The organism is Antribacter gilvus (assembly GCF_003946865.1).
Lineage (GTDB): Bacteria > Actinomycetota > Actinomycetes > Actinomycetales > Cellulomonadaceae > Antribacter > Antribacter gilvus.
In genome coordinates this window covers 25,382-49,439 of the sequence record NZ_QXTH01000005.1, presented here as the reverse complement: position 1 = coordinate 49,439, position 24,058 = coordinate 25,382, and the positions used below count along the sequence as shown (strand labels likewise).

27 protein-coding genes and 1 pseudogene are annotated in these 24,058 nt (G+C 72.0%); 22 read left to right on the top strand and 6 right to left on the bottom strand.

The window, feature by feature from the left end; translation table 11 throughout:
• The first annotated feature begins 65 nt into the window (after positions 1-65).
• The 3 genes from D1350_RS09915 (at position 66) to D1350_RS24740 (ending at position 4,373) form a co-directional block, all read left to right on the top strand.
• Positions 66-1,727, top strand: a complete 1,662-nt coding sequence (locus D1350_RS09915) for a cellulose-binding domain-containing protein (RefSeq protein WP_125775849.1) — start codon at positions 66-68, stop codon at positions 1,725-1,727.
• A gap of 88 nt (positions 1,728-1,815) precedes the next feature.
• The gene (locus D1350_RS09910) at positions 1,816-2,460 is read left to right on the top strand and encodes a hypothetical protein (RefSeq protein ID WP_125775848.1); all 645 of its coding nucleotides are present in this window, start codon (positions 1,816-1,818) and stop codon (positions 2,458-2,460) included.
• Positions 2,461-3,158: 698 nt separating this feature from the next.
• Positions 3,159-4,373 carry a glycoside hydrolase family 11 protein gene (locus D1350_RS24740; RefSeq protein ID WP_276313726.1) on the top strand — a complete coding sequence of 405 codons (1,215 nt, stop codon included), beginning with the start codon at positions 3,159-3,161 and terminating at the stop codon, positions 4,371-4,373.
• A 69-nt stretch (positions 4,374-4,442) separates the two neighbouring features.
• Here the strand turns inward: D1350_RS24740 and D1350_RS09900 are convergent, their stop codons facing one another.
• The gene (locus tag D1350_RS09900) at positions 4,443-5,393 is read right to left on the bottom strand and encodes an alpha/beta hydrolase (RefSeq protein ID WP_125775846.1); all 951 of its coding nucleotides are present in this window, start codon (positions 5,391-5,393) and stop codon (positions 4,443-4,445) included.
• A gap of 104 nt (positions 5,394-5,497) precedes the next feature.
• Between D1350_RS09900 and thiD the strand changes: the two genes are divergently transcribed.
• From thiD to D1350_RS09885, 3 genes are all read left to right on the top strand, one after another.
• On the top strand, positions 5,498-6,391 hold the full coding sequence (gene thiD / locus D1350_RS09895; protein WP_125775845.1) for a bifunctional hydroxymethylpyrimidine kinase/phosphomethylpyrimidine kinase: 894 nt from the start codon (positions 5,498-5,500) through the stop codon (positions 6,389-6,391).
• Positions 6,392-6,416: 25 nt separating this feature from the next.
• Positions 6,417-6,821, top strand: a complete 405-nt coding sequence (locus D1350_RS09890; RefSeq protein ID WP_125775844.1) for a VOC family protein — start codon at positions 6,417-6,419, stop codon at positions 6,819-6,821.
• A gap of 66 nt (positions 6,822-6,887) precedes the next feature.
• Positions 6,888-7,964 carry a winged helix DNA-binding domain-containing protein gene (locus D1350_RS09885; RefSeq protein WP_125775843.1) on the top strand — a complete coding sequence of 359 codons (1,077 nt, stop codon included), beginning with the start codon at positions 6,888-6,890 and terminating at the stop codon, positions 7,962-7,964.
• A gap of 55 nt (positions 7,965-8,019) precedes the next feature.
• Here D1350_RS09885 and D1350_RS09880 read toward each other — a convergent pair whose 3' ends face one another.
• Positions 8,020-8,514, bottom strand: coding sequence for an SRPBCC family protein (locus D1350_RS09880; protein WP_164545114.1), 495 nt, complete (start codon positions 8,512-8,514; stop codon positions 8,020-8,022).
• Between the two features lie 103 nt (positions 8,515-8,617).
• Here D1350_RS09880 and D1350_RS09875 point away from each other — a divergent pair, with 103 nt between their 5' ends.
• Together D1350_RS09875 and D1350_RS09870 are read left to right on the top strand one after the other, a co-directional pair.
• The gene (locus D1350_RS09875) at positions 8,618-9,091 is read left to right on the top strand and encodes a winged helix-turn-helix transcriptional regulator (RefSeq protein WP_125775841.1); all 474 of its coding nucleotides are present in this window, start codon (positions 8,618-8,620) and stop codon (positions 9,089-9,091) included.
• 56 nt (positions 9,092-9,147) lie between these two features.
• On the top strand, positions 9,148-9,699 hold the full coding sequence (locus D1350_RS09870; protein WP_164545113.1) for a CbrC family protein: 552 nt from the start codon (positions 9,148-9,150) through the stop codon (positions 9,697-9,699).
• A 162-nt stretch (positions 9,700-9,861) separates the two neighbouring features.
• Here the strand turns inward: D1350_RS09870 and D1350_RS09865 are convergent, their stop codons facing one another.
• Positions 9,862-10,488 carry a hypothetical protein gene (locus D1350_RS09865; RefSeq protein WP_125775839.1) on the bottom strand — a complete coding sequence of 209 codons (627 nt, stop codon included), beginning with the start codon at positions 10,486-10,488 and terminating at the stop codon, positions 9,862-9,864.
• 104 nt (positions 10,489-10,592) lie between these two features.
• Here D1350_RS09865 and D1350_RS09860 point away from each other — a divergent pair, with 104 nt between their 5' ends.
• Both D1350_RS09860 and D1350_RS09855 read left to right on the top strand, forming a co-directional pair.
• Positions 10,593-10,952, top strand: a complete 360-nt coding sequence (locus tag D1350_RS09860; RefSeq protein WP_125775838.1) for a PadR family transcriptional regulator — start codon at positions 10,593-10,595, stop codon at positions 10,950-10,952.
• Positions 10,949-12,328, top strand: coding sequence for a permease prefix domain 1-containing protein (locus tag D1350_RS09855; protein WP_125775837.1), 1,380 nt, complete (start codon positions 10,949-10,951; stop codon positions 12,326-12,328). The genes D1350_RS09860 and D1350_RS09855 overlap by 4 nt, the downstream gene beginning before the upstream one ends.
• An 88-nt stretch (positions 12,329-12,416) precedes the next feature.
• On the opposite strand, the gene D1350_RS09850 is transcribed toward D1350_RS09855, so the two are convergent.
• Complete coding sequence (locus tag D1350_RS09850; protein WP_125775836.1) at positions 12,417-13,211, bottom strand: AraC family transcriptional regulator; 795 nt, start codon at positions 13,209-13,211, stop codon at positions 12,417-12,419.
• Positions 13,212-13,260: 49 nt separating this feature from the next.
• Here D1350_RS09850 and D1350_RS09845 point away from each other — a divergent pair, with 49 nt between their 5' ends.
• From D1350_RS09845 to D1350_RS24410, 10 genes and pseudogenes are all read left to right on the top strand, one after another.
• Positions 13,261-13,674 (top strand): DUF2000 domain-containing protein, encoded by a 414-nt coding sequence (locus D1350_RS09845; RefSeq protein ID WP_125775835.1) that lies wholly within the window; start codon positions 13,261-13,263, stop codon positions 13,672-13,674.
• An 89-nt stretch (positions 13,675-13,763) separates the two neighbouring features.
• On the top strand, positions 13,764-14,336 hold the full coding sequence (locus tag D1350_RS09840) for a cysteine hydrolase family protein (RefSeq protein ID WP_125775834.1): 573 nt from the start codon (positions 13,764-13,766) through the stop codon (positions 14,334-14,336).
• A complete protein-coding gene (locus tag D1350_RS09835) occupies positions 14,333-15,247 on the top strand; it encodes a GlxA family transcriptional regulator (RefSeq protein WP_125775833.1) in 915 nt (304 codons plus the stop codon). Before D1350_RS09840 ends, D1350_RS09835 begins: the two co-directional genes overlap by 4 nt.
• 109 nt (positions 15,248-15,356) lie before the next feature.
• The gene (locus D1350_RS23670; RefSeq protein ID WP_164545112.1) at positions 15,357-15,509 is read left to right on the top strand and encodes a hypothetical protein; all 153 of its coding nucleotides are present in this window, start codon (positions 15,357-15,359) and stop codon (positions 15,507-15,509) included.
• A 13-nt stretch (positions 15,510-15,522) separates the two neighbouring features.
• Positions 15,523-15,804, top strand: a complete 282-nt coding sequence (locus D1350_RS09830) for a hypothetical protein (RefSeq protein WP_125775832.1) — start codon at positions 15,523-15,525, stop codon at positions 15,802-15,804.
• 170 nt (positions 15,805-15,974) lie between these two features.
• The gene (locus D1350_RS09825) at positions 15,975-16,967 is read left to right on the top strand and encodes a LuxR C-terminal-related transcriptional regulator (protein WP_125775831.1); all 993 of its coding nucleotides are present in this window, start codon (positions 15,975-15,977) and stop codon (positions 16,965-16,967) included.
• Positions 16,954-17,427 carry a nitroreductase family deazaflavin-dependent oxidoreductase gene (locus tag D1350_RS09820; RefSeq protein WP_125775830.1) on the top strand — a complete coding sequence of 158 codons (474 nt, stop codon included), beginning with the start codon at positions 16,954-16,956 and terminating at the stop codon, positions 17,425-17,427. Before D1350_RS09825 ends, D1350_RS09820 begins: the two co-directional genes overlap by 14 nt.
• Before the next feature lie 61 nt (positions 17,428-17,488).
• A pseudogene (locus tag D1350_RS24880) lies at positions 17,489-17,851 on the top strand (AAA family ATPase); the annotation flags it as partial.
• A 229-nt stretch (positions 17,852-18,080) separates the two neighbouring features.
• Positions 18,081-18,371: a hypothetical protein gene (locus tag D1350_RS24415; protein WP_240644017.1), complete on the top strand. Its 291-nt coding sequence runs from the start codon at positions 18,081-18,083 to the stop codon at positions 18,369-18,371.
• 50 nt (positions 18,372-18,421) lie between these two features.
• Positions 18,422-18,901, top strand: coding sequence for a YfbM family protein (locus tag D1350_RS24410; RefSeq protein ID WP_240644015.1), 480 nt, complete (start codon positions 18,422-18,424; stop codon positions 18,899-18,901).
• Between the two features lie 123 nt (positions 18,902-19,024).
• Here the strand turns inward: D1350_RS24410 and D1350_RS09810 are convergent, their stop codons facing one another.
• Together D1350_RS09810 and D1350_RS09805 are read right to left on the bottom strand one after the other, a co-directional pair.
• On the bottom strand, positions 19,025-20,269 hold the full coding sequence (locus D1350_RS09810; protein WP_125775828.1) for an RICIN domain-containing protein: 1,245 nt from the start codon (positions 20,267-20,269) through the stop codon (positions 19,025-19,027).
• Between the two features lie 63 nt (positions 20,270-20,332).
• A complete protein-coding gene (locus D1350_RS09805; protein WP_164545111.1) occupies positions 20,333-21,826 on the bottom strand; it encodes an RICIN domain-containing protein in 1,494 nt (497 codons plus the stop codon).
• Between the two features lie 181 nt (positions 21,827-22,007).
• Between D1350_RS09805 and D1350_RS09800 the strand changes: the two genes are divergently transcribed.
• Both D1350_RS09800 and D1350_RS09795 read left to right on the top strand, forming a co-directional pair.
• Positions 22,008-22,526: a DUF2199 domain-containing protein gene (locus tag D1350_RS09800; protein WP_125775826.1), complete on the top strand. Its 519-nt coding sequence runs from the start codon at positions 22,008-22,010 to the stop codon at positions 22,524-22,526.
• 170 nt (positions 22,527-22,696) lie between these two features.
• Positions 22,697-23,650, top strand: a complete 954-nt coding sequence (locus D1350_RS09795; protein WP_125775825.1) for a GNAT family N-acetyltransferase — start codon at positions 22,697-22,699, stop codon at positions 23,648-23,650.
• Positions 23,651-24,058 lie beyond the last annotated feature (408 nt).

Genomic DNA, 24,058 nt, shown 5'->3' with positions numbered 1-24,058 from the left:
TTCTGTCTCGGCAGGTGTCCCGTCCCTAGGGTGACCGCACACGTCCCGATCGAAGGAGATCCTTCATGCGCACCCGACGTCGAACACGCTGGGCGGCCCTCGCCGCCGTCGTCTCCCTGGTCACGACCGCCACGGCGGCGGCCACCGTGATCGCCCCCACCGCCGCCGCGGCCACCGGTTGTGAGGTCACGTACCGCGTCGTGAACTCCTGGCAGGGCGGCTACCAGGGCGACGTGAGCATCAAGAACCTGGGCGACCCCATCTCCTCCTGGACCCTCGGCTGGCAGTTCACCAGCGGGCAGACCATCTCCCAGGCCTGGAACGCGCAGGTGACGCAGAGCGGGAGCCAGGTCTCGGCGAGGAACGTGAGCTGGAACGGCTCTCTCGCCACCGGCGGGACCGCCACCTTCGGGTTCATCGGCAACGGCGCCTCGTCGACACCGACCGGCTTCACGCTCAACGGGGTCGCGTGCACCGGCGCCGTCGGCGGGAACCCCACGCCGACGCCGACCCCCACCCTCCCGCCGCCTCCCCCGCCCACCCCCACCCCCACCCCCACGCCCACGCCGACGACGCCCCCTCCCCCGCCCCCGCCCTCGGGCGGCGAGTTCGACGGGTCGCACTGCACGGTGTCCGGCACGGCCCCCGGGTCGAACACCCGCCTGCCCGACCCGTTCCTGCGGCTGAACGGCACGCGGATCACGGCGAAGTCCGACTGGACCTGCCGTCGCGCCGAGATCAAGGAGCTCGCCGAGAACACGATCTACGGTGACAAGCCCGGCAAGCCGGCGAGCGTCACAGGGACGGTCAGCAGGACCGGGATCACCGTGAACGTCTCGCACAACGGCCGGAGCTCCAGCTTCTCGGCCGGCGTCGAGCTGCCGAGCACTGGCAGCGCCCCGTACCCCGCCGTGATCGTCCTGGGCGGCTTCGGGGCCGACACCACGACGATCAAGAACGCCGGCGTCGCCGTGATCAACCTCGACCCGATCGCCCTCGGGCGGGAGGGCACCGCCCGGAACAACAAGCAGGGCGCGTTCTACTCGATCTACGGCGCCACCAGCAGCACGGGCATCCTCACGGCGTGGTCCTGGGGCGTCAGCCGGATCATCGACGTGGTCGAAGCCTCCGGCGGCAGCATCCTGCGGACCGACTCGTTCGGCGTCACCGGCTGCTCCCGCTACGGCAAGGGAGCGTTCGCCGCTGGTGCGTTCGACCAGCGGATCGACCTGACGATGCCCATCGAGTCGGGCGCCGGCGGCGTGCCGATCATGCGCGGCCTCGCCACGGAGTCGGGCGCCCAGTCGCCCGGCAGCGCCTACGGCGAGCAGCCGTGGCTCGGTGACGCGTTCTCGTCCTACCAGAACAACACGTCCGGCCTGCCCGTGGACATGCACTCGGTGATCGGCATGGTCGCTCCTCGCGGGCTCTACATCATGGAGAACCCGAGCGTGAACTGGCTGGGCGCCCGTTCGGGCCACGTGTCGGCGCTCGCCGGACGCGAGATCTACACGGCCCTCGGCGTGCAGTCGAACATCACGTACATCTCCGCGGTGTCCGACGGAACGCACTGCGCAACCCGGTCCGAGTGGCGCGGCCCGCTCACGGCCAACCTGCAGAAGTTCCTCCTGAACGGCAGCGGCTCGACCGGCGCCTTCCAGGTCGCCTCCTCCAAGTCCGGCAACCTGTCGGAGTGGCGGACGTGGACCACGCCGGCCCTGAGCTGATCCACGGCTGATCCCGTCCCGCGCGGCCGGGCGAGCACCGACACCCGTCGGCGCTCGCCCGGCCGACTCGTCGCCTAGGGTCGGTCTCATGTTCCCCTGGCTCGAGATCGCCGGCTGGGTGGGTTCAGCCCTCGTCGTGCTGTCCCTCACGCAGGCGCGCGTGCTGCGCTTCCGCTGGCTCAACCTGACGGGCTCCGTCATCGCCACCGCGTACAACGCGATCATCGGCATCTGGCCGTTCGCCGCCATGAACGCGGCGATCGCGGTGATCAACGTCTACTGGTTGGTGCGGCTGAACCGGGAGCGTCACGACGCCGGGGTCTACGAGGTGGTCGAGGTCGCGCCCGACGACGCGTACCTCCTGCACGTCCTGCACACCCACGCGGCAGACATCGAGCGGTTCGCGCCGGGGTTCGTGGCGGAGCCCGCACCGGGCGAGAGCCGCTCGGCATTCCTGGTGCAGCGTGGCGACGAGACGGTCGGCGTCGTCGAGGTGCGCGACGCGGGCGACGGCGTCGGGGTCGTGGAGCTGGACTGGGTGACGCAGCGGTTCCGGGACTTCACACCGGGCGAGTTCGTGCACCGGCGCAGCGGGATCTTCACGGCGAAGGGTTTCCGCCGCGTCGTCGTGCCGCAGGTGGGTCGGAGCCAGGTCGCATACCTGCGGAGCGTCGGCTTCCGGCCCGACGACGAGGGCGCGCGCTGGGTGCGTGACGTCGCCGAGGCGGTGTGAGGCTGACAGCGACCGGGTGAAGTCTTGCTGTGACGTGCGCAACACCAGCACGCCCAAGGGCCTTCACAACCGCCTGCGACCGGCGGAAAGACGCCGAACTGGACGCTCGTCCAACTCGTATCATCGAGCCATCGCCTGGCATCGAGACGGTCGGCCGCCGCAGTCGTCGACCCCGACCGCCCGACCCGGGTCGCCGCCTGCAGGCGGCCACCGACCGGCCAGGGTTGACCGGCCGGTCCGATCCCCCTGGTCGGCCGGACACGTCAGCCGTGACCAGCGTGGCGCCGGAGCCTGCCGTCCCCCCGGCGGTCGGCTCCGGCGCCACGCACCCCTCCGCCACCACCGCGGGGCGGCGTGCCGGACGCGCCGGAGCTCGCCCGGCCATGAATCGTTTAAGTCTTGAACTAACCCCTCCCGATGTCTTGACCGCGCGTTTCGCCAGCAGCACACTGGCTGCACACGCCGCCGGCGTCGGGACTTCCCAGCCCCGGCCTCGCATGGAGATCCGGTCATCTCGCGCACTGCCGCCCGAGCCCCGACGACATGCACCACCATCCCGACAGAAGTCCAGCAGCACGAAGGAGTGCCAGATGTCGAAATCGTTTACGACTCAGAAATCGTTTACCAACCGACCAGGTCCATCCCCGCGGCGTCGGGCAGCAAGCATCCTCGCCGCCATCGGGGCAACCCTCGCCCTGATGGTCAGCGGCCTCGTGGCAGCGTCGCCTGCGGCGGCGATCACGACGAACGGTGAGGGGACCCACGACGGGTACTTCTACTCGTTCTGGACCGACTCCCAGGGCACCGTCACCATGGACCTCGGCTCCGGAGGCAACTACTCCACCCGCTGGTCCAACACCGGCAACTTCGTCGCCGGCAAGGGCTGGCAGACCGGCACCAACAGCCGCGTCGTCAACTACTCCGCCACGTTCAACCCCTCCGGCAACGCCTACCTCACCCTCTACGGGTGGACCCGCAACTCCCTCATCGAGTACTACGTCGTGGACTCCTGGGGCACCTACCGCCCCACCGGAACCCACATGGGCACCGTCAACAGCGACGGCGGCACCTACGACATCTACCGCACCCAGCGCGTCAACCAGCCCTCCATCGACGGCACCGCGACCTTCTACCAGTACTGGTCCGTCCGCACCGCCAAGCGCACCAGCGGCACCATCACCTTCCAGAACCACGTCAACGCCTGGGCCAGCAAGGGCATGAACCTCGGCAGCAGCCACTACTACCAGATCATGGCCACCGAGGGATACCAGTCCTCCGGCAACTCCAACGTCACCCTCGGCACCACCGGCGGCGGAGGCGGCGGCGGCACCACACCCCCACCCACCACGCCCCCACCCGGCGGCGACGGCACCTGCACCGTCAGCGTCACCCGCGGCACGGAGTACTCGGACCGGTTCAACGTGACGTACGCGGTCAGCGGCACCAGCAGCTGGCGCGTCTCCATCGGCCTGCAGGGCGGCCAGACCCTGCAGAACAGCTGGAACGCGTCCGTCAGCGGCACCTCCGGCACCCTGACAGCGACGCCGAACGGTAGCGGCAACAGCTTCGGCATCACCGTCTACAAGAACGGCAACAACACCACACCCCCGGCAACCTGCTCCTCGTCGAGCGGCGGAGGAGGAGGCGGTTCCGGCTGCACGGTGAGCGTCACCCGCGGCACGGAGTACTCCGACCGGTTCAACGTGACCTACTCGGTCAGCGGCACCAGCAGCTGGCGCGTCTCCATCGGCCTGCAGGGCGGCCAGACCCTGCAGAACAGCTGGAACGCGTCCGTCAGCGGCACCTCCGGCACCCTGACAGCGACGCCGAACGGTAGCGGCAACAGCTTCGGCATCACCGTCTACAAGAACGGCAACAACACCACACCCCCGGCGAGCTGCTCGACCACCTGATCGATCAGCGACCCCTGAGCTGTCAGAGGCTCCCCGGCCTGTTCGCCGGGGAGCCTCTGGCAACCTGTCTCAGAAGGCAGCGGCCAGCCCCTCGGCCAGGAAGTCGAGCGTGGCCCGGATCCCGGGCAGCGCGGGGCGCGGCACCTGGTTGAGGTGCCCGTGCAGCATCCCCTCCGCGACGTGCACCCGGACCGGCACGCCTGCCGCCTCCAGCTGGACCGCGAGCAGGTCGCCCGAGGGCCGCAGCGTGTCGACCTCGCTCAGCCCCAGCCAGGTCGGCGGCAGGCCCGCGAGCCGGGCGTGGCCGGGCGAGACCTCGAGGGGGATGTCGTCGATCCGGCCCAGGTAGGTCGCGAGCGCCTGGAACGACCGCGCGGGGGTGAAGCGGAGCACCGCTGGCACCTGCCGGAGGAGCTCGCCGAGGTCGTCGTCGGGCGCGGGGATCGGGACGTGCGCCACGGGGTAGGCGAGCACCAGGCCGGCGGGGGCGGCGCCGACGCCGTCGCGCAGCCGCAGCGCGGCGCCGAGGGCGATGTTGCCGCCCGCGCTCGCGCCGCCGAGGGCGACGCGGGAGGGGTCGAGCCCGGCCACCCGCCCGGCGGTGACGTGCTCCCAGACGGCGACGGTGTCGTCGACCGGGACGGGGTAGCGCACGGTCGGGCCGGCCAGGTGGTAGTCCACGGAGACGACGACGGCGTTCGCTGCCACCGCGAGCTCCGCGGCGACCACGTGCGCCTCAGGCATGTCGAGCCCGCCGTGCACCCAGGCTCCGCCGTGCAGCCACACGAGCCCGGGCAGGGGGCCGACGGCGTCGCGCGGCCGGTAGACGCGGACCGGTACGTCGCCGTGCGGGCCGGGTACCGCGTCGTCGGCGACATCGACCGCGGGCGGATCCCAGGGCGCGGCGAGCGACGCGTAGTACGCGTCGATCAGCGCGCGGGCGGCGGGGGTGTCGGCGTCGACCGGGTCGATGGCCAGGAGCGGCGCGAGCCGAGGCACCAGGTGGGGATGGATCTGCACGGCTGCAGTCTCGCCGGTGCGCCGGGGGCTGTCGAGGCGGTCTCAGGGCGCCCGGGTGGCGGTGCCTCGACAGCGGCGGACCGGGTCGCCTACGGTGACGCCCGATGACCACCGTCCCGACGCCGCCGCGCGTCCTCAGCATCGCCGGCACCGACCCGACGGGTGGCGCCGGGATCCAGGCCGACCTGAAGAGCATCGCCGCGGTAGGCGGCTACGGCATGGCGGTGGTCACGGCCCTGGTGGCGCAGAACACCCGCGGGGTGCGGCAGGTGCACGTGCCGCCGGTCGCGTTCCTCACCCAGCAGCTCGACGCCGTGAGCGACGACGTCACCATCGACGCCGTCAAGATCGGCATGCTCGGGAACGCGGAGATCGTCGCCGCGGTCGGTGAGTGGCTGGGGCGGGTGCGGCCACCCGTCGTGGTCCTCGACCCCGTCATGATCGCCACGAGCGGCGACCGGCTGCTCGACGCTGACGCGGAGTCCGCACTCTGCGGCCTCCTCCCCCGCGCGCACCTGATCACCCCGAACCTGCCCGAGCTCGCGGTCCTCGTGGGCGCGCCCGTGGCCGAGGGCTGGGCCGAGGCGCTCGACCAGGCGCGCGCCGTCTCGGAGCGGTTCGGCGTACGGGTCCTCGCCAAGGGTGGGCACCTCGCGGGCCCCCACGCGCCGGACGCGCTGGTCGACGCCGCCTCCGGGTCCACGCTCGAGTTCCCCGGGACCCGGATCGAGACGACGAGCACGCACGGGACGGGGTGCTCGTTCTCGTCGGCCGTCGCGACGCTCCGGGCGTCCACCGGCGACTGGGCCGTGGCCGTCGCGGAGGCGAAGCGCTGGCTGCACGAGTCGATCGCGCACGGCGCCGCACTCCAGGTGGGCGGCGGCAACGGGCCGATCAGCCACTTCGCCGGGTTGTGGGAGCGGGGCGGGCTGCGGACGGCGGGGGCGCCCTCCGCCGAGGTGACCGCCGGGACGCCGTCGGGCACCGCCGCGAGCTGAGGACGCCGCCGATACGATGCCCGGTATGGCATCTCTGCGGCTCTACGAAGTGGTTCTCGACTGCCCGGACCCGCGCGCCCTCGCGGAGTTCTACCGGCCACTGCTCGGCTGGGAGTACGAGGCGGGCCATGAGGTGGACGACCCGGAGCGTGAGGACTGGCTCCGGCTGGAGGCGCCGCACGGCGGCCCCCGGATCGTCTTCCAGCGCTCCGACGCCCCCGTGACCCCGTGGCGTCGGGACGCACGGATCCACCTCGACCTTGCCGTCGACGACCTCGCCGCCGGCCACGAGCACGCCGTCGCCCGCGGGGCCACGCCGATGACCGGCACGCCCGAGGAGGAGGGGCACCCCGCCGACCGGTTCCGCGTCTACGCCGATCCGGTGGGCCACGTGTTCTGCCTGGTCGAGCCGACGTCGCCGGTGCTCTAACCCGCTGCCGCGCGCTGATCTGCGCTGACCGCGAGAGTGTCAGCCCTCCCGGATAGCGTTCGGGAGGTGACCCTCGAACCCGCCCTGCTCACGGCCGACGCCGCCCGCCGCCTCCGCCTGCGCTCCCAAGGACTGCTCACCCGGGGGCCCGACGGCGACGGTCCCACGCCGGTCGAGGTCGTCCGGCGCATGGTCGCCCTCCAAGGGCAGGACCTCCCGGCGGTGCTGCGGGCGATCGCGGTCCGGTCCCGCCCCGGGACCACGCTGGAGGACGTGCGCGCCGCCTTCGACGCCGGCGATCTGGTGCGCGGCTGGACCCAGCGCGGCACCCTCTTCGCGACCACACCGCACGACCTCGCGGCGCTGGTCTCGCTCACGGGCGAGCGCATGACCAAGGCAGGCACGCTCGTCCGTACCCGGGAGGGCATCGACGACGCGGTCGTCGCGCGAGCGGAGGCGGTCGCCCGCGAGGCGCTGTCCGACAGTGCCGTCACCCGCGCCACCCTGATCGACCTCTGGCAGCAGGCCGGCGTCCCGATCGAGGGCCAGCGTGGCTACCACCTGATCGCCACCCTGGCGTTGCGCGGGCTCCTGCACTGGGGCCCGTTCGCCGGGGCGCAGCAGCTCCTCGTCGCGTCTCCGGTCCCGCATTCGCCGCAGGAGCCCGCCGCGCTGCTCCGCCGCATCGCGCTCGCGTACTTCGCGAGCCGCGGCCCGGCCACCGTGGACGACCTCGCCTGGTGGCTCGGCCTGCCCAAGACCCCGGTCCGCGCGGCGGTCGCCTCGCTGCCCGACGACGCCCCGCTCGCCCCGGTCGTCGTCGACGGCAGGGCGATGCTCGCCGTGGGACACGAGGCGGCGTCTCTCGAGCGGCCCGCAGGAGTGGTGCTCGTGCCCGGGTTCGACGAGATCGTGCTCGGTTATCAGGACCGCAGCCTCGTCGCGTCGCCGGAGGCCATGCGGACCGTGGTCCCGTTCATCAACGGCATCTTCCGGCCTGCCGTCCTGGTGGACGGTCAGGTGGTCGGTACCTGGCGTCGCGCCCCGAAGAAGGGCGAGGCGCCGTTCGACCTCGTGCCCGGCGTCCCGGCGGGGACCGTTGCGGAGATCGAGGCGGCGATCACGGCGTGGCCCCATGGCTGAAGGCAGCGCGGTGCGTGCGGCCTCGGGGATGCGGGGACGTCCGGGGCGGCTGTGCTCACACGTAGATCGCGACGAGCTTGTCGAGGGACTCCTCGAGGCCCTTCTTCGAGAGCGCGAGCTGCTCGGGGTCGCTGTAGCCGAGCTCGGTGACGGTGAGTCGAGTCGCGTCGTCGCCGATCGACTCGAACGTGATGACGTGCCGCACGTCGCGCGGGATGTCCGCGGCCCCGATGGTCGCGGGGTCGATCGTGGCGCCGTGCTCGTCGGCGATGTTGTGGATGAACTCGAGGCGGTGCGGTGCGTCGACGAGCGTGTACGCCCAGGTGCTGTACAGCGCCGGGAACCCCCAGTCGGGGGCGCTCATGCACACGAGGGACGTGCCGCCGACGCGCACGTCGAGCGCGGCGACCGTGCAGGTGAAGCCGTTCGGGCCCCACCAGCGAAGCACGCGGTCGGATTCGGTCCACGACTTCCAGGCCGCCTCGATGGGGGCGGGGATGTCGCGGCTCACGACGAGATCGTGCGTCTCGTGCTGGGTCGTGTCGTTCATCGTGGCTCCTCCGCTGCGGGCCGCTGCCGCGGCACCTGTTTCACTTCGATGATCGAAGCGTAGGTCACTACGATGATCAAAGTCAATGCCGTAGACTCGACACATGAAGCGAGCTGAAGGGCGGTCGACCTGCCCCACCAACTTCACCGTCGAGACCTTCGGCGACAGCTGGTCGCTGCTGATCATGCGCGACCTGCTCACACTCGGCAAGCACACCTTCGGAGAGTTCCTCCGGTCCGAGGAGCGCATCGGTCCGAGCGTGCTCGCCGACCGCCTCGCCCGGCTCGAGCGCAGCGGAGTCATTGTGCGCACCCCGAGCGAGACGGATGCCCGCAAGGTCACCTACTCGGCGACGGAGCGCGGCATCGCGGCGATCCCGCTCTTGTACGAGGCGGCGCGATGGGGCAGGGGCGGCGTTCCCGTCGAGGAGGACGATCCGTGGGAGGCGGTCATGGCCATGGACCGCCACGACGTGCTCGACGCGTGGCAGCAGGCCGTGCGCGAGGGTGGTTCGCTCTTCGGAGGCGCGGAGAGCGCGTTCGCGCGGCTGATCGCCAGGGCACGCGCGGACGCGTGACGGCGACGCATCGCGGCGGAGCGCCAGGGCACGCGCGGTCGCGTGACGACCTACCGATGTTCCGCTACCACCCCGACCCGGTCGCTACCGGGTCGATCATCGCCGACGAGATCATCTGTTGCTCGTGTGGTGAGGAGCGGACGCACCGCTACGCCCTGCCGGTGTACGGCGTGAACGAGGTAGGCGACCTGTGCCCGTGGTGCATCGCGGACGGCTCATCCGCCGCGCGCTTCGGCACGACCTTCAACGACGCCGTCGGGCATCATCCCTGGTACAACTTTTATGACGACGACGAGTGGCCCGACCCACCTCCCGGCTACCTGGTCGTGCCGGACGACGTGGTCGATGAGATCTGCCACCGCACACCGTCGTACTCGTCCTGGCAGGACCTGTCCTGGCTGTCGCACTGCAACGATGCCGCGGCCTACCGAGGTCGGCTCGACACCGCTGCGCTTCGGGCGATGCCGGAACTTGAGCAGCAGGTCCGCCACGCGCTCGGGCTGCCAGCCGATGCACAGGTGATCGTGGATCCCGACGGGGACCTTCTCGTGCACTGGTTCCGGTGCCTGCACTGCGGGGTGGATCTCGCGCAGCCCGACGTCTCATGACAATCGCCGGGCTCGCATGCTCCTGGTTCAGGGGCCACCTGACGGCTCGTGAGATCCGAGTTCGTTCGGGTCCTCATTCATACAGCCTCGCTCGCGAACGACGAGAATGAGAGCCGCCGTGGCTGAGGCGGCGATCGCGGCCTGCCCCTGGGCTGACCTCCGTCAGAAGGTCCCCGCGACCGAGCCGCCGATCCCGAACCCGACGAAGATCAGCAGCACCCAGGCAAGCATGAGCGCCCAGCCCCGGAACGTCACGTTCCGCCCGGAGTTCTGGTCGCCCTCGCCGACGTCCCCGAGCGGCGTCTGGCCCGGGTCGAGCCAGGCTTCCGACGCCATGAGGATCACCCAGCCGGTCGATCCCGTGACCACCACCACCTGAAGCCCCACGACCTCCCCCGGCATCCGGGCGCGCCAGGTCTGCGCGCCGACGAGGGCGACACTCCGCCGGCCGAGAACCGTCGGGACGGTCAGGGTGTCACCGTCCCGCTCGGCCAGTCCTGACGACGCCATCGGCAGCACGAGGTACGGCAGCACCGCGATCGTCAGGGCGATCAAGAGCATCGCGACGTTCGGGGCCCAAGCGGTGGTGTAGCCCGCCTCGTCGAGCGTCGCCCGGCGCCACGAGTCCTCGGTGGACCGTGCCCAGACCACGGCGGCCACCGCGAGCACCGGGAGCACGCGACCGGAGACGAGGAACGTTCGTGCCGCTACGCCACGCACGTCGCGCCGTTCACCATCCGCATCGTCGTGGTCCGGCGCCTTCGCGTGGCGCCCCCGAGGTTCCGTCACCGCGTCAGGGTACCGCCGCCGTGCGCGCACGAGGAGCGCCTCTTGCCATACCTAGAAGCACTAGGGTTCAATACCTCGCAGACCTAGGTATAAGGAGGCGCCCGGTGCGCATCGAAAAGGACCTGGTCGCAGCGTCGGCAACCCCCCTCGTGCTGGGGATCCTGTCGGACGGCGACCTGTACGGGTACGCGATCCTCAAGCGGGTGAGCGACCTCTCCGGCGGCCGCATGCAGTGGACCGACGGCATGCTCTACCCCCTGCTGCACCGGCTGGAGCGGCTCGGCTACGTGTCGTCGTCGTGGGGAACGTCCGAGGCCGGGCGGCGGCGCAAGCACTACGCGATCACGCCCGCCGGGCGCGAGGTGCTCGCCGAGCGCCAGGAGCAGTGGAGCGTCGTCGCCGACGCACTCAAGCAGGTGTGGCAGGCCGCCCAGCGGCCCGTCGTCGCGGAGGTGTGGGCATGACGGGGCTTCACGCGGGCCTCGAGGCCCAGATCGACGCCTGGCGCGGGTACGTGCTGCGCCGCCAGGCGATCTCCGCCGCCGACGTCGAGGAGCTGGAGGACCACCTGCGCGAGCAGGTCACCGACCTCCAGGCGACGGGCCTCGACGACGAGGAGGCGTTCCTCGTCGCGATCAAGCGCCTGGGGAACCTGGACACGGTGTCCCGCGAGTACGCCCGCGAGCACTCCGACCGGCTCTGGAAGCAGCTCTCGCTCGTCCCGGACGAGTCCGCAGGCTCCGGCGCTCCGGCGTGGCGGGAGCTCGCCGTCGTCCTGCTGTTCGCCGTCGGGGCAGGGGTCGCGGTCAAGGTCGGCGTCTCCGTCCTCGACGGCGACGCCGCCCTCCTGCGCAACGTCGGCCTGCTCGTGCTCCCGTTCCTCGCGGGGTACTTCGCGTGGAAGCGCCGGCTCACCCTCCGCGTGGGGGCGATCCTGCTGGCCGCGTTCGCCGCGCTCGCCGTGGCCCTCAACGTCTACCCGTTCGCGACCGGCGGCACCGAGGCCTTCGCGAACGAGATCGGCATGACCGAAGGGCTCGCCGCCCTCCACGCCCCGGCCGTCCTGTGGGTGCTCGTCGGGCTGGCGTACGTCGGCGGCTCATGGCAGTCCCACGCCCGGCGCATGGACTTCGCCCGGTTCACCGGCGAGCTCGTGGTCTACCTCGCGCTGCTCGCCCTCGGCGGCGGCGTCCTGATCGGCCTGACGTTCGCGATCTTCGAGCTCGTGGGCGTCGACTTCGAGCTCGTCATGGAGCAGTGGATCATGCCGTTCGCACCGGCGGGCGCACTCGTGGTCGCCGCCTGGCTGGTGGAGGCCAAGCAGAACGTCGTCGAGAACATCGCCCCCGTCCTGACCAAGGTGTTCACGCCCCTGACCATCCTCATGCTGCTCGCGTTCCTGGGCGTCCTCGCCGCCGGCGGCGGCCTGGACGACGTGGACCGCGGGCTGCTCATCCTCACCGACGCCGTCCTGCTGCTCGTCATGGGGCTGCTGCTCTACGCCGTCTCCGCGCGCGACTCCCTCGCCCCGCCCGGCTTCTTCGACAGGCTGCAGCTCGTCCTCGTGGGCGCCGCCATCGCCGTCGACGTCGTGATGCTCACGGCGATGGTGACCCGGATCGCGGAGTTCGGCTCCAGCCCCAACAAGATCGCGGCTCTCGGGCTGAACCTCCTGCTGCTGGTGCACCTCGCCCGGTCCGCGTGGCTCACCGTCGGCTTCCTGCGCGGGCAGCGGCCGTTCGCCGCCCTCGAGCGCTGGCAGACGCAGTACCTGCCGCTGTACGGCGCTTGGGCAGCGGTCGTCGTGGTGGCCTTCCCGCCGCTCTTCGGCTTCGTCTGACGGGTGCCCGCAGCCCACCGCGCGGCGTCGGTCGAATCGACCGACGCCGCAACAAGGGACCGACGCGCCTGAAACAGCGCCGGATCTCTCACCGGCCCCGCTGGTAGCGGCCCGGCGTCGTGCGCAGGAGGCGGCGGAAGTGCCGCGTGAGGTGCGACTGGTCGTGGAAGCCGGTCGCGGCCGCCACGTCGCCGGCGGGCTCGCCCGCGAGGAGCCGCCGCCGGGCCAGGTCGAGCCGCCGCCCCACGAGGTAGCGGTGCGGCGGCAGCCCGAACTCTCGCGTGAACGAGCGCACCAGGTGCGGGGTCGTCACGCCGAGGGCGGCGGCGAGGTCGGCGAGGCGGACGTCGGCGGTCGGGTCGGCGTCGAGCAGGTCCCGCGTCGCGCGCGCGACGGCGGACCCGGGGCCGCCGTCGGGCAGCGACGGCCTGCCGAGCAGGTGCCAGGCGATCCGCTCCGCCGCGAGCGCCAGGCCGGTCTCGGCGGCGAGCAGGTCTCCGGCGACGAGGGCGCGGTCGAGCCGGACGACGCCGGACCGCAGGTCCGCGTCGCGCAGGAGGGGCCCGTCCACGGCCCGGCCGACGAGCGACTCGGGGAGCACGCCCGCGTCCAGGTAGACGACGCGCTTGCGGAAGCCGCCGTGCGTCACAGATCGCCCGTCGTGGGCGACGTGCGGCGGGAGCACCGTCACGCCGGAGGTGAGGGCGGCGTGCTCGTGCCGGTCGAGGGCGTAGCCGACCATGCCCTCGTCGATGACGAGGACGGTCCAGGTGTCGTGGGTGTGGAGCGGGTAGGCGTGCTCCGCCCACCGCGCGTGCAGCACCTCGGCGACCCCGGGGACCGCGGGGCGCCAGGCCCGCACCTCGTCGGGATCCGCGGTCATGCCAAGAACGTACAAGACCAGGGTTGCGCGGGGGCCGGATGCTCGGGGCATGGAGATCGACCAGCCCAAGATCGTCGTCGTGCTGCGTGACGACCTGCTCGCCTGGCAGGAGAACAACGTGACGGCCTTCCTCGTCAGCGGCGTCACGGCCGCCCGCCCGGAGCTGGTGGGCGAGCCCTACCGGGACGCCGACGGCGCCACGTACCTCCCGATGCTCGGGGTGCCCGTCATGGTGATGGTGGCGTCGGGCGAGCAGCTCGCGACCGTGCGGCGCAGGGCGGCGGACCGCGGGCTCCGGTTCAGCCTGTACACCGCCGACCTGTTCGCCACGGGGAACGACGCCGACAACCGTGCCGCCGTGTCCGGCGTCCCCACGGAGAAGCTCGACCTGGTGGGCCTGGGCGTGGTGGGCGACCGCCGCGTCGTGGACAAGGTGGTCAAGGGCGCGCGGCTCCATCCGTGACCTGACCGGCGTGCGCGTGACCGGATCCGTCCGCCCTCCGACCGGATCCGGTCTCGTGCTTCCCCTCCCGCGCGGGACAGACTCGGGCCATGAACCGAGCCCTCGTCGTGGTCGACGTCCAGGAGTCCTTCCGCGCCCGCCCCCTCTGGGCGGACACCCTCAACCCCGGCATCGCCGGATCCGTCAACCGCCTCGTCGCGCTCGCCCGCGCGGCGGGCGACCTGGTCGTGTGGGTGCTCCACACCGAGCCCGGGTCCGGCAACCCGTTCGACCCGGAGTCCGGGCACGTCCGCCTCTTCGAGGAGCTGGGCGAGCCCCTGCCGGGCGAGCCTCTCCTGCGCAAGACCTCGCACAACGCGTTCACCACCACCAACCTTCAGCAGATCCTCACCGGGCACGGCGTGAGCGAGCTGCGCGTGTGCGGCATCCGCGCCGAGCAGTGCGTGGAGACCACCGCACGCGTCGCGTCCGACCTCGGCTACGCCGTGACGTTCGTCAGCGACGCGACCACCACCGACCCCCTCGGCCGCTTCAGCGCCGCCGACCTCCTCGAGCGCACCGAGGCGGTCCTCCGCGACCGGTTCGCCCGCATCGCGACCGTCGCGGAGCTGGAGGCGGAGGCCGCCGTCGGCCCGGAAAAGGTGGCAGCATCGGCCGGATGACCACTGTCCTGTTCGTGCTCCTGCCCGGGGTCCACCTGCTCGACCTGGCCGGCCCCGCGCAGGCGTTCTTCGCGGCGGGAGACCTCGGCTTCCCCTACGACCTGCGGTATGTGTCCGACGACGGCGCGGTCACCTCCGCCCAGGGCCTCCCCCTGGTCGCCGGCACGGACTGGCCCGACCTGGGCCCCGACGACCTCGTCGTCGTGCCCGGGTGGCGGGTTGCGGCCGGGCTCCGGACACGACCCCGCCTGACCGCCAGGATGCGCGACGGGCTCCGCGCCCACCATGCCGCCGGTGGCACCGTCGCGAGCGTCTGCGCGGGAGCCGACACCCTGGGCCAGGCCGGGCTGCTCGACGGCCGCCGCTGCACCACCCACCACTCCGTCCAGGACGAGCTCGCCGCCAGCTACCCGTCCGCACGCGTGGTCCGCGACGTCCTCTTCACCACCGACGACCGCGTCGTCACCTCTGCCGGCATCGCCAGCGGGATCGACCTCACCCTGCACCTCCTCGCCATGCGGCACGGCCCGGCGCTCGCGGCGCGCGTCGCCCGGGAGATGGTCGTCTACGCGCGCCGCAACGGGACGGAGCAGCAGGCGAGCACGATGCTGCGGCACCGGTCGCACGTGGACGACGCCGTCCACCGCGTCCAGGACCACATCGACGCCCACTTCGCCCAGCCGCTCCTCCTCGCCGAGCTGGCGGCGCTCGTGGGCGTCGCCGACCGGACGCTCACCCGGCTCTTCACCCGAGCCACGGGCCTCACCCCGCTGCGCTACCAGCAGGCGCTCCGGCGTGAGCGCGCGGAGCACCTCATCGGGCACGGCGCCACCGTCGGGTCGGCGGCGCGCGCCGTCGGATTCCAGGATCCGCGGATGCTGCGGCGGCTCAGGAGCCAGGCCGCGTCCTGATCGCGAGGTGGCAGGTACTGCCCATGGCACTCAGCGGAAGCCAGATTTCGTTGCCCGGTCGAGGAGCGCCCGGATAGGAAGGTGCCACACCAACCGATCGGAGAACTCCATGATCAAGACCTTCCGCATTCTCGCTGTCGCCGCCGTCGGCGCAGCACTCACCTTCGCCGTCGCCTCGGGCGCCCAGGCCGACCCCCAGTGGGACCGGGCCGACCCGCAGTGGGACAGCGCGTTCGTCAGCTCCGACCCCCAGTGGGACTGACATCGTGCACCTCGTGAAGACCTACATCCGGGCGCAGTCGTCGGCGGTGAGCGCCACTCACCTGGCGTCCGCCGTGACGTCGTCGGCCACGGATGAAGATCGGCTCGAGCACGTGTACGCCGAAGACCGTGCCGACGGTCTCGCGGTCGCTTTCTTCCTGCTCGGGCCTGCGGAGCAGGCCGCTCGCACGGCCCTGCGCCTCACCTTCACGGCGGCCGAGCAGCTCGGCATGGAGAGCGGCTGGACCTTCGGCGAGATCACCGCCGCCGAGGCCGGCAAGCACTGGCTGACCTGACACCAGGTCGACCCGACACGAAGAGGCCCCCGTGCCCTGGGGGCCTCTTCGTCGTGCTGCGCTTATACCGTGAAAACCCTCTTCACGTTGTTCCGGTACAGTCCTGAGGAATGACCCGGACGTCGATGACCCCGCACAGGGCCTTCGGCGATACGCACCACGGAGCGGCAATGCTCGAGATCCTCGGACTGACTGCGACGGCAGAGGCCGTCTACCTGGAGATGCTGCGCACTCCGGAGGCGGGCGTGGACAACCTCGCCCAGACCGTGGGCCAGGCCCCGGAGGACGTGCGCGGCGCCCTCGACGAGCTGGCGCGGATGGCGCTGGTGCAGGAGTCGCAGCCGGGATCGTCACACCTCCGGGCCGTGAGCCCTGCCGTCGGGATCCCCGCACTCCTGGCGCGCGAGCAGGCACAGCTTGCCCGCCGCAACCAGGAGATCGAGGAAGGCCGGGTCGCCCTGGCGCAGCTCCTCGCGGCGCAGAGCGACCTGCGGCAGGAGCCCGACGTCGAGGTCCTCAAGTCGGTCCAGGACGTCCGCGACCGTCTCGTGGGGCTGACCCGGGGCTGCACCACCCAGTGGCGCAGCTTCGTGCCGACCCGGAAGACGACGCCCGCGGGCATCGCAGCCAGCCGGCCGCTCGGCGAGTCCCTCCTGGGCCGCGGCGTGCAGATGCGCACGGTGTACCTGGAGAGCATCCGCAACAACCCCGACACCTGGGCGCACGCCGTCTGGCTGCGTGACCACGGCGCGGAGATCCGGCTCGCACCCGCCATCCCGATCCGGCTCCACCTGATCGACGACGACTACGCGCTGGTCCCGCAGTGGCAGGCGGAGGCGGGCACGGGGGCGGTGCTGCTCACCGCGCCCGGGATCGTCGCCGCCCTCGCGGCGCTGTTCCAGCACGTCTGGCGCTCGTCGAACCCCCTCGGCGCGAGCCGGTCCAGGGACGGCCACGGGCTGTCCGCCCAGGAGTGCGAGCTCCTCCGGCTGTGGGCCAAGGGATCGACCGACGAGTCCGCCGCGCACCGGCTCGGCGTCTCCGTCCGGACCGTCCGCAGGCTGAGCAGCGCCCTCATGGAGCGCCTCGACGCCACCAGCAGGTTCCAGGCCGGCGCCCTCGCCGTCCAGCGAGGATGGCTGACCGTCGATGACCTCACCTGACCAGCCGGCCCGCCAGTTCCGGCGGAGCCGTGGCCGGAGGATCGGCGACGCGATCATCAGCAGGTTCGTCGCGCTGGGGCTCGTCCCCAGCACCTACCTGCTCACCACGACGGGCCGCACGACCGGCCGCGAGCTCACCCATCCGGCGACCCTGGTCGTGCACGACGGCCACCTCTGGCTGGTCGCGCCCTACGGGGTGGTCTCCTGGGTCCGCAACGTGCGCGCCAACGGGTCCGTGACGCTCCGCCGACGGACGGAACGGGCGTCGTACACGGTGCGCGAGGTCGCAGCCGCCGAGGCCGGGCCTGTGCTGAAGAAGTACGTGCGCGTGGCTTCGGCGACCCGCCCCTACTTCCGGGCGACGCTGGACGACGACGTCGCGGCGTTCGTCGCGGAGGCGGACGAGCACCCGGTGTTCGAGCTGACCTTGCGTGGTTCGCGGGCCGACGCCGCCGTGTGATCGGTAGTTCGACTATTGGCTTCGCACCGGCCGGCCAGGCCGGTAGGTTCCGTCCGTGACGATGCCAGTGCTGTGGATCTGTGGCCCGCCCGGTTCGGGGAAGTCGACCGTCGCCTGGGCGTTGAGCGAGGAGCTCGGCCCGCGGGTGGCGTACGTCGACATCGACCAGCTCGGCATCTGCTACCCCGAGCCGCCTGACGACCCGGACCGGCACAGCCCCAAGGCTCGCAACCTCGCCGTCGTGTTGGAGACGTACCGCTCGGCGGGCGCGAGCGCCGTCGTCGTCTCCGGCGTCGTCGATCCCCGGCTCGGGCCTGACGCGGCCCTGCTGCCCGGCGCAGCCCTGGCCGTGGTCCGGCTGCGCGCCGACGACGCGGTGCTCACCGCCCGGCTGGAGCGACGCGGCGCAGCCGACCTGGTGGGCGGCGCCCTCGCGGAGGCCGCCGACCTGGATCGCGCGCGGTGGGCTGCGCACATCGTCGACACGACCGCGCTCACGGTGGGTGAGGTCGTCGCTGCGGTCCGCGGTGCCGTCGCCGGCTGGCCGGAGGCCGAGCCCGGTCCGGCGCCGGCCGGTACCGCGCAGGCCACCCCCGCACCGGTCGGCCCGCCCTCCGATCTGGACGTGCTGCCGCCTGGTCGTCGTCGGCCAGGTGGACGACGACGGGCTCCCCGCCTACGAGACCGCGTTCCCGCCGCACCGGCGCACCCTGGTGCGGCTGGACGCCGCGCCGGACGAGCTCGAAGCGCGGATCGTCAGCCGTCGGGACGGCGGAAGCTGGGCGCAGCCCGGCGACCCGCTCCGCGGCCGCAGCATCGAGGACCTGCGCACCGTGGCCGCCGCCGCGAGCGCCATGGAGCCCGGGCCGGGACACGTCGTCGACACGACGGGACGGGCCGCCGACGAGGTGGCCGACGACGTCGCGGGGCTCGTCCTCGGGTAGGGAGCCGCGAGCGCCCTGGCACTGTCAGTGCCCGCGCCTATCCTCCGAGCATGAGCATGATCGGTGAGTACCTCCGCCTGGCGCCCACGGACCTGGAGCGGGCCGTGTCCGACCCTGACGCGTTCCGGGAGTCCGTCGAGGACCTGTACGGCTCCGAGGACCCGCGCCTGTTCGACGTCGACAAGGCCTGGAACGCCCTTGCCCTCGTCCTCGAGCGCGCCGGGGTGTCCGACGCCGTCGTCTACGGCGACGACGAGATCCCCGGGGCGGACGACTGGGGCTACGGCCCACCCCGGTCTCTGCGTCCGGAGCGTGTCCGCGAGCTGGCCGGCCGGCTGGCCGACGTCGACCCGGCCAGGGTCGTCGCGGCGGTCAGCCCGGCCGAGCTCGTCGCCGAGGAGACCTACCCGACCGGCGGGTGGGACGACCCCGAGACCGCCCTGTGGCTGGTCGAGAACCTGACGGGGCTCGCCCGGTTCTTCCGTGAGGCGGCGGACGCCGGGATGGGCATGGTGGTCTGGATCGGCTGAGGGACCTGCCGCCCTCGGCGCCGCGATGCTGTGGTGGGTTGCTTGACCTACCGCTGGTCCGACTCGATCGCCGCCCGACGGCGTGCCGAGCGGGAACCGATCCTCGTCCATGTGATCCGGGGCCTATCGGACGTGGCTCGCGATCGGCAGGGGCAGTGCGGCCGTGCCCTCGGAGACGATGCGCGCCATCTGGTCGGCCCCGTGCTCCTGGAAGTGCGTGTTGTCGGTGACCCCGTCGGGGAAAGCCGGGTACTGGCCCGCGCTCAGGTGGAGGAACACCCGCTTGGCCGCCTCGGGACCGATCGAGGTGAGGTATGCCCGCGAGCGCGCCGAGAGGTCGATCATCGCGACGCCGGTCTCGGCGGCCAGCTCGTAGACGCGGTTCACGTAGTCGGGGAACGAGACCCGGAACTGGCCGTTCGAGTCGTAGTCGCGCCGTGAGACCGGGGTGATCAGGACCGGTATGGCACCTCGTGCGGTCGCCCCGGCCATGTAGCTGTCGCGGAGGTACCGCTTGTAGTCGGCGGGCGAGGTGTACCGCTCGGGGTTGCCCGAGCTGGCGTCGTTGTGCCCGAACTGGACGAACAGGTAGTCGCCCGGCTGGATGACGTTGAGGATGGCGTCCAGGCGCCCCTGCTCGATGAACGAGCGGGAGGAGCGCCCGCCGATGGCGTGGTTGGCCACGGTCGTGCTCGCGTCGAGGTAGTTCGCGAGCTTCTGGCCCCAGCCCATCTGCGGGTAGTACCCGGAGCTGTAGGTCTGGGCGGTCGAGTCCGAGGCGATGTAGATCGTCGGCGTCCCGTCCGACGGCACCCCCACGGGGAGGGGTCGCCACTGCTGGTTGGTGCTGCCGTTGGAGTCGTACTGCGAGATGCGGGCTCCGGGCGTCGTGGACCTCTCCCACAGATCGAGGGCCTTGCCGGAGTGACGGTTGACGAAGCGCAGGTAGGTGCCGTCGTCGATGATCTGCCACTGCTGGTTCGTGCCACCGGTGTCGCTCCACTGGACCACGTCGGCGCCGTTCGCGGTGCTCCTGCCGTAGACGTCGAGCACGAGGTTCGAGTGGCGGGCCTGGACCTTGTAGTAGCCGCCGCCGGCGTCGACGAAGCGGAACTGCTGGTTGGTCGCGTCGGTGCGGTTCCACTGCACCAGCTTCGCGCCGGTCGTGGCCGACCTCCCGTCGATGTCGAGGACCAGGGCGGAATGGCGGGACTGGAGGACGTACCAGGTGCCGGTCCGGAACGCCGCGTGCGCCGGGGAGGCGGTGAGGAGGCCGCCGGCCGCCGCAGCGGCCCCGGCCGCGAGACCGAACAGGGACCGGCGGGTGATCCCGGCCCCGAGCGGGCCGGTGGATTCGGGAGTGCGCATCTGTGCTCCAGGGTGTGAGCGGTGGGCCCCGGCGTCGTCGCCGAGGCCCACCTCGCGGCTGTGCTAGATGTACCGGTCGATGATCGGGGCGAGCAGGCCGGCGATCTTGCGGTGCCCGGCGTCGGTCGGGTGGACGTTGTCGTGGGTGTCCGTCGCCGGGTCGACCCAGCCGCTCGTGTCGACGAAGTGGACCCGGGTGTCACCGGCGGCGACGCGAGCCTGGACCGCGTTCCGCGTCTCCGTCACGTACCGGTTCCGGAACACGCCCATCGCCAAGATCTCGGCGTTCGGGTAGGCCTGACGCACCCGCTCCAGCATCACGACATAGTTGCGCTGGAAGTCTGTGGTGGAGACGCCGTGCCCGACGTCGTTCGTGCCCAGGTTGATCACGACGGCGGTGGCCTGGTAGGTCGAGAAGTTCCAGTCGTCCTGGCTCGCCCAGGCCGACGAGCGGCGGAACCAGTCCATCATCCCGTAGCAGCCGTCCGAGGTGCTGACCAGGCAGGCGCCACCCTGGGCCACCTGGGTGTGCCCGGCGCCGAGCGCCTCCCCGACCAGGTACGGGTAGGCCGTGAAGGGCCGGTTGCCGTTGGGCTGGCCCACGGTGATCGAGTCGCCGATGAACTCGACGAAGCTGGCCGGGCGTGCGATCGACGTCGTCGAGCCGCCCGATGCGAGGGCGAACCCGCCGAACGCCGGATCACCGGTGTACGACCCGGCGCGCTCGCGGAAACCGATGCGGACCGTGTGCGTTCCGGCGCCGAGGCCCGACGCGAGGGTGACGGTTCCTGAGGCGCCTCGCCTCCATTGCTCGGGTGCGCCGTCGACCGAGTAGTACAGGTCGATCGAGCTCCGCAGCCGGACGCCGATCGTGGAGCCGGCGAAGGCCGCCTCGACGTAGCCGCCGGCCCAGCCCATGGTGCGCCATGAGCCGTCGGGAGCCCACCGGCCGTAGTACTGGAGGTTCCGGTCCAGGACCGAGCCGTCACCCGCCTGGCCTCCGCCGCCTCCACCGAGGGGGATCAGCCGCCAGCGCTGCACGGCGGACCCGTTGCGGTCGTACTGCGAGACGCGGCTGCCGGGCGCGGTCGCCCGTTCCCAGTTGTCGAGGGCCTTGCCGGAGTTGCGGTTGACGATCTCGTAGGAGCCGTCGGACTGCTCGTTGAGCTGCCACTGCTGGTTGGTGCCGCCGTTGCTGGGCCACTGGACGATGTCGGCGCCGTTCGCGGTGCTCTTCGCGCTGACGTCGAGCACCTGACCGCTGTGCCGGGCTTCGATGCGGAAGTAGCCGCCTCCCGCGTCGACGAAGCGGAACTGCTGGTTGGCCGCGTCGGTGCGGCTCCACAACAGCGCCTTGGCCCCGTTCGAGGTCGAACGGCCCTCGATGTCGACCACGAGCCCGGAGTGCTCGTTGGCGACCACGTACCAGGTACCAGGGGTGACGGCCGCGTGGGCCGTGGAGGTCGGTCCGGGCAGGGCCGCCGCGACGAGGACCGCGCCGAGCGAGGCGGCGATCCATCGCAAGCGGCTCCAGCGCCGTGATGAGGGAGAGTGCACGGCAGGCTCCTTCGATGGGGACGGAGTCGGAGGGCCCACTCCTGTGAATCGATATAATGTCCGGTTTACGATACCGGCGCCGTCGTTTGCGTCAAGCCTTGGCGGGTCACCTAATCGTTTTGCCCGATAGGTTCTCCTCCATGCCGCAAGCGGGCGGCTCTCCCGAGACGTGAGGTGTCGGATGACGGCGTGGACGTGCGCGACCTGCGGAGAGGCACACTCAGGGCTCACGATGGTCTTCGGCCCGACGGCCCCCGACCCGTGGTGGCTGGCGACCGACGCGGAGCAGGCCGACGGGGAGCTCAACGCCGACATGTGCGTCCTGCCGGGCATCGACGGCACCCGCCACTACTTCGTTCGTGGCCACATCGAGATCCCGGTGCTCGACGACGGAGTCGGCACGTTCGTGTGGTCCGTCTGGGTCTCGCTGAGCCAGGCCAGCATGAGCAAGCAGGTCGCGCACTGGGACGACCCGGCGCGCGCGAGGCTCGAGCCGATGTTCGCCTGGGTCTGCACCCGCCTCCCCTACGAGCCGACGACCAGCCCCATGGCCGCCCGGCTGCACACTCGCGAACCTGGCGTCGTGCCGTGGATCGAGCTGCACCCGGAGCTGGACCACCCTCTCGTGACCGAACAGCTCTCAGGCATCACGATGCACCGCGTCGCCGAGATCAACGCGGAGCTTCGGGACCGCCGGTAGCAGTCGTGCCGTGCTACGTTCTCCATCGCTCCGCACGGAGCCAGAGCCGAAGGGAGGTCGACATGTTCCACGCATCCCCGGCCGCCCTCGGTCCCGAGGTCGGCTGACACGCCGTCGGGCACACGCCCGACCGCCGGGGAATCCCCGGCCCACCTCGAAGGACCTTCCCCATGAAGCTCTTCTCCCCCGCTACGCGCGACGACGCGGTCGCGCTGGTCCAGTCCTGCACCCCCACGTTCGACACCGCCGGCCAGCGCACCCTCTTCGGCGCCCCCTCCCTCGAGCGCCTCTTCGAGCGCGGCGCTCGCCGCCCGGAGCTGGTCTGGGCCGCCCGGCCCGGCCAGGCCGCCGTCGGCCCAGGGCCCGACGACGCCGGGCTCGGCCTGGTCGGCGCGCGCACCCTCTCGCCGTCCGACGGGCTGATCGACCTCATCTCCCTGCCGGACGACCCACACGTCGCCGAGGCCCTCGTCGGCGCCGCGACGGACTGGGCTCGCTCGTACGGGCACGTCGAGGCGTCGTTCGACGCGCCGCCGTCCGACGTCCCGCTCGACGAACCTGCGACCCGCGCCGTCGTCGCGGCCTTCGAGGCGCACGGCTGGCGCGTCCTGGTGACCCGGAAGCACTACGAGCACGCGCCCAACGCCGGGCTGGGCGAGGGCGTGCCGCCCGTCGGGCTGGAACCGGCCGGGCTCGGTGGGCGCAGCCGCGTGGAGGCGTTCGTACGACAGATGCTGCCCGGCTCGCTCGACGTCCGCGACCAGGCCAACCTCGCCGAGCGCGGCCTCGAGGCGGCCGCTGCCGACGAGACCGAGTCCCTCCTCGACGGCGACCCGATCGAGTACTTCCGGTTCGCCGTGGTCGACGGGCAGGACGCGGGGCTCGTCGTGCGCCGCGTCATGCCGAGCGGCAACGGATACCTGTCCCAGGTGGGGGTCGCCCAGGCGTTCCGCGGGCGCGGCCTCGCCCGGCGGCTCGTCGCCGCCGGGACACGCGACCTCGTCGCGGAGGGCGCCACCACGCTGATCGCCACGACCGACGACGCCAACTGGCCCATGGCCCGCGCGTTCATCGCGGCAGGGTGGCGTCAGACCGAGTCCCGGGTGGACCTGACGCTCGGGTAGCCCTCTTCACGTCGGGGCGATTGACGGTCTGCGGCATTTGCCTGATAGCGTCCGGGCCGCGGACAGCTTCCCTGCCCTCGCTACATGGTGGGAGCAGGACCTTTCCTACGAAGCGCAGTCACCTCGGTGGCGTCCGCCGGTCGACGGCCCAGGGCAACCTGGGCCGTTTCCCGTCGGTGCCGTCGTCTGTTGGCGGACACGCCAAGACCCCTGTCCCAACAGACCGCCTCGCTGGTGCTCTTCGACGTCCTCGCCGTCGCCGGGAAGGACATCCGCGACCGCCCGTTCGTTGGCAAGTCAGTGTGTTCGGCGCGGATCCGCCAGGCGGATGGGCCCGGGGCGGTCGCCTCGACGGCCGCACGGCTGTCGGGCGCGTACGGGTGGCTGGGTGGCTGGGGCTGGTGGTCG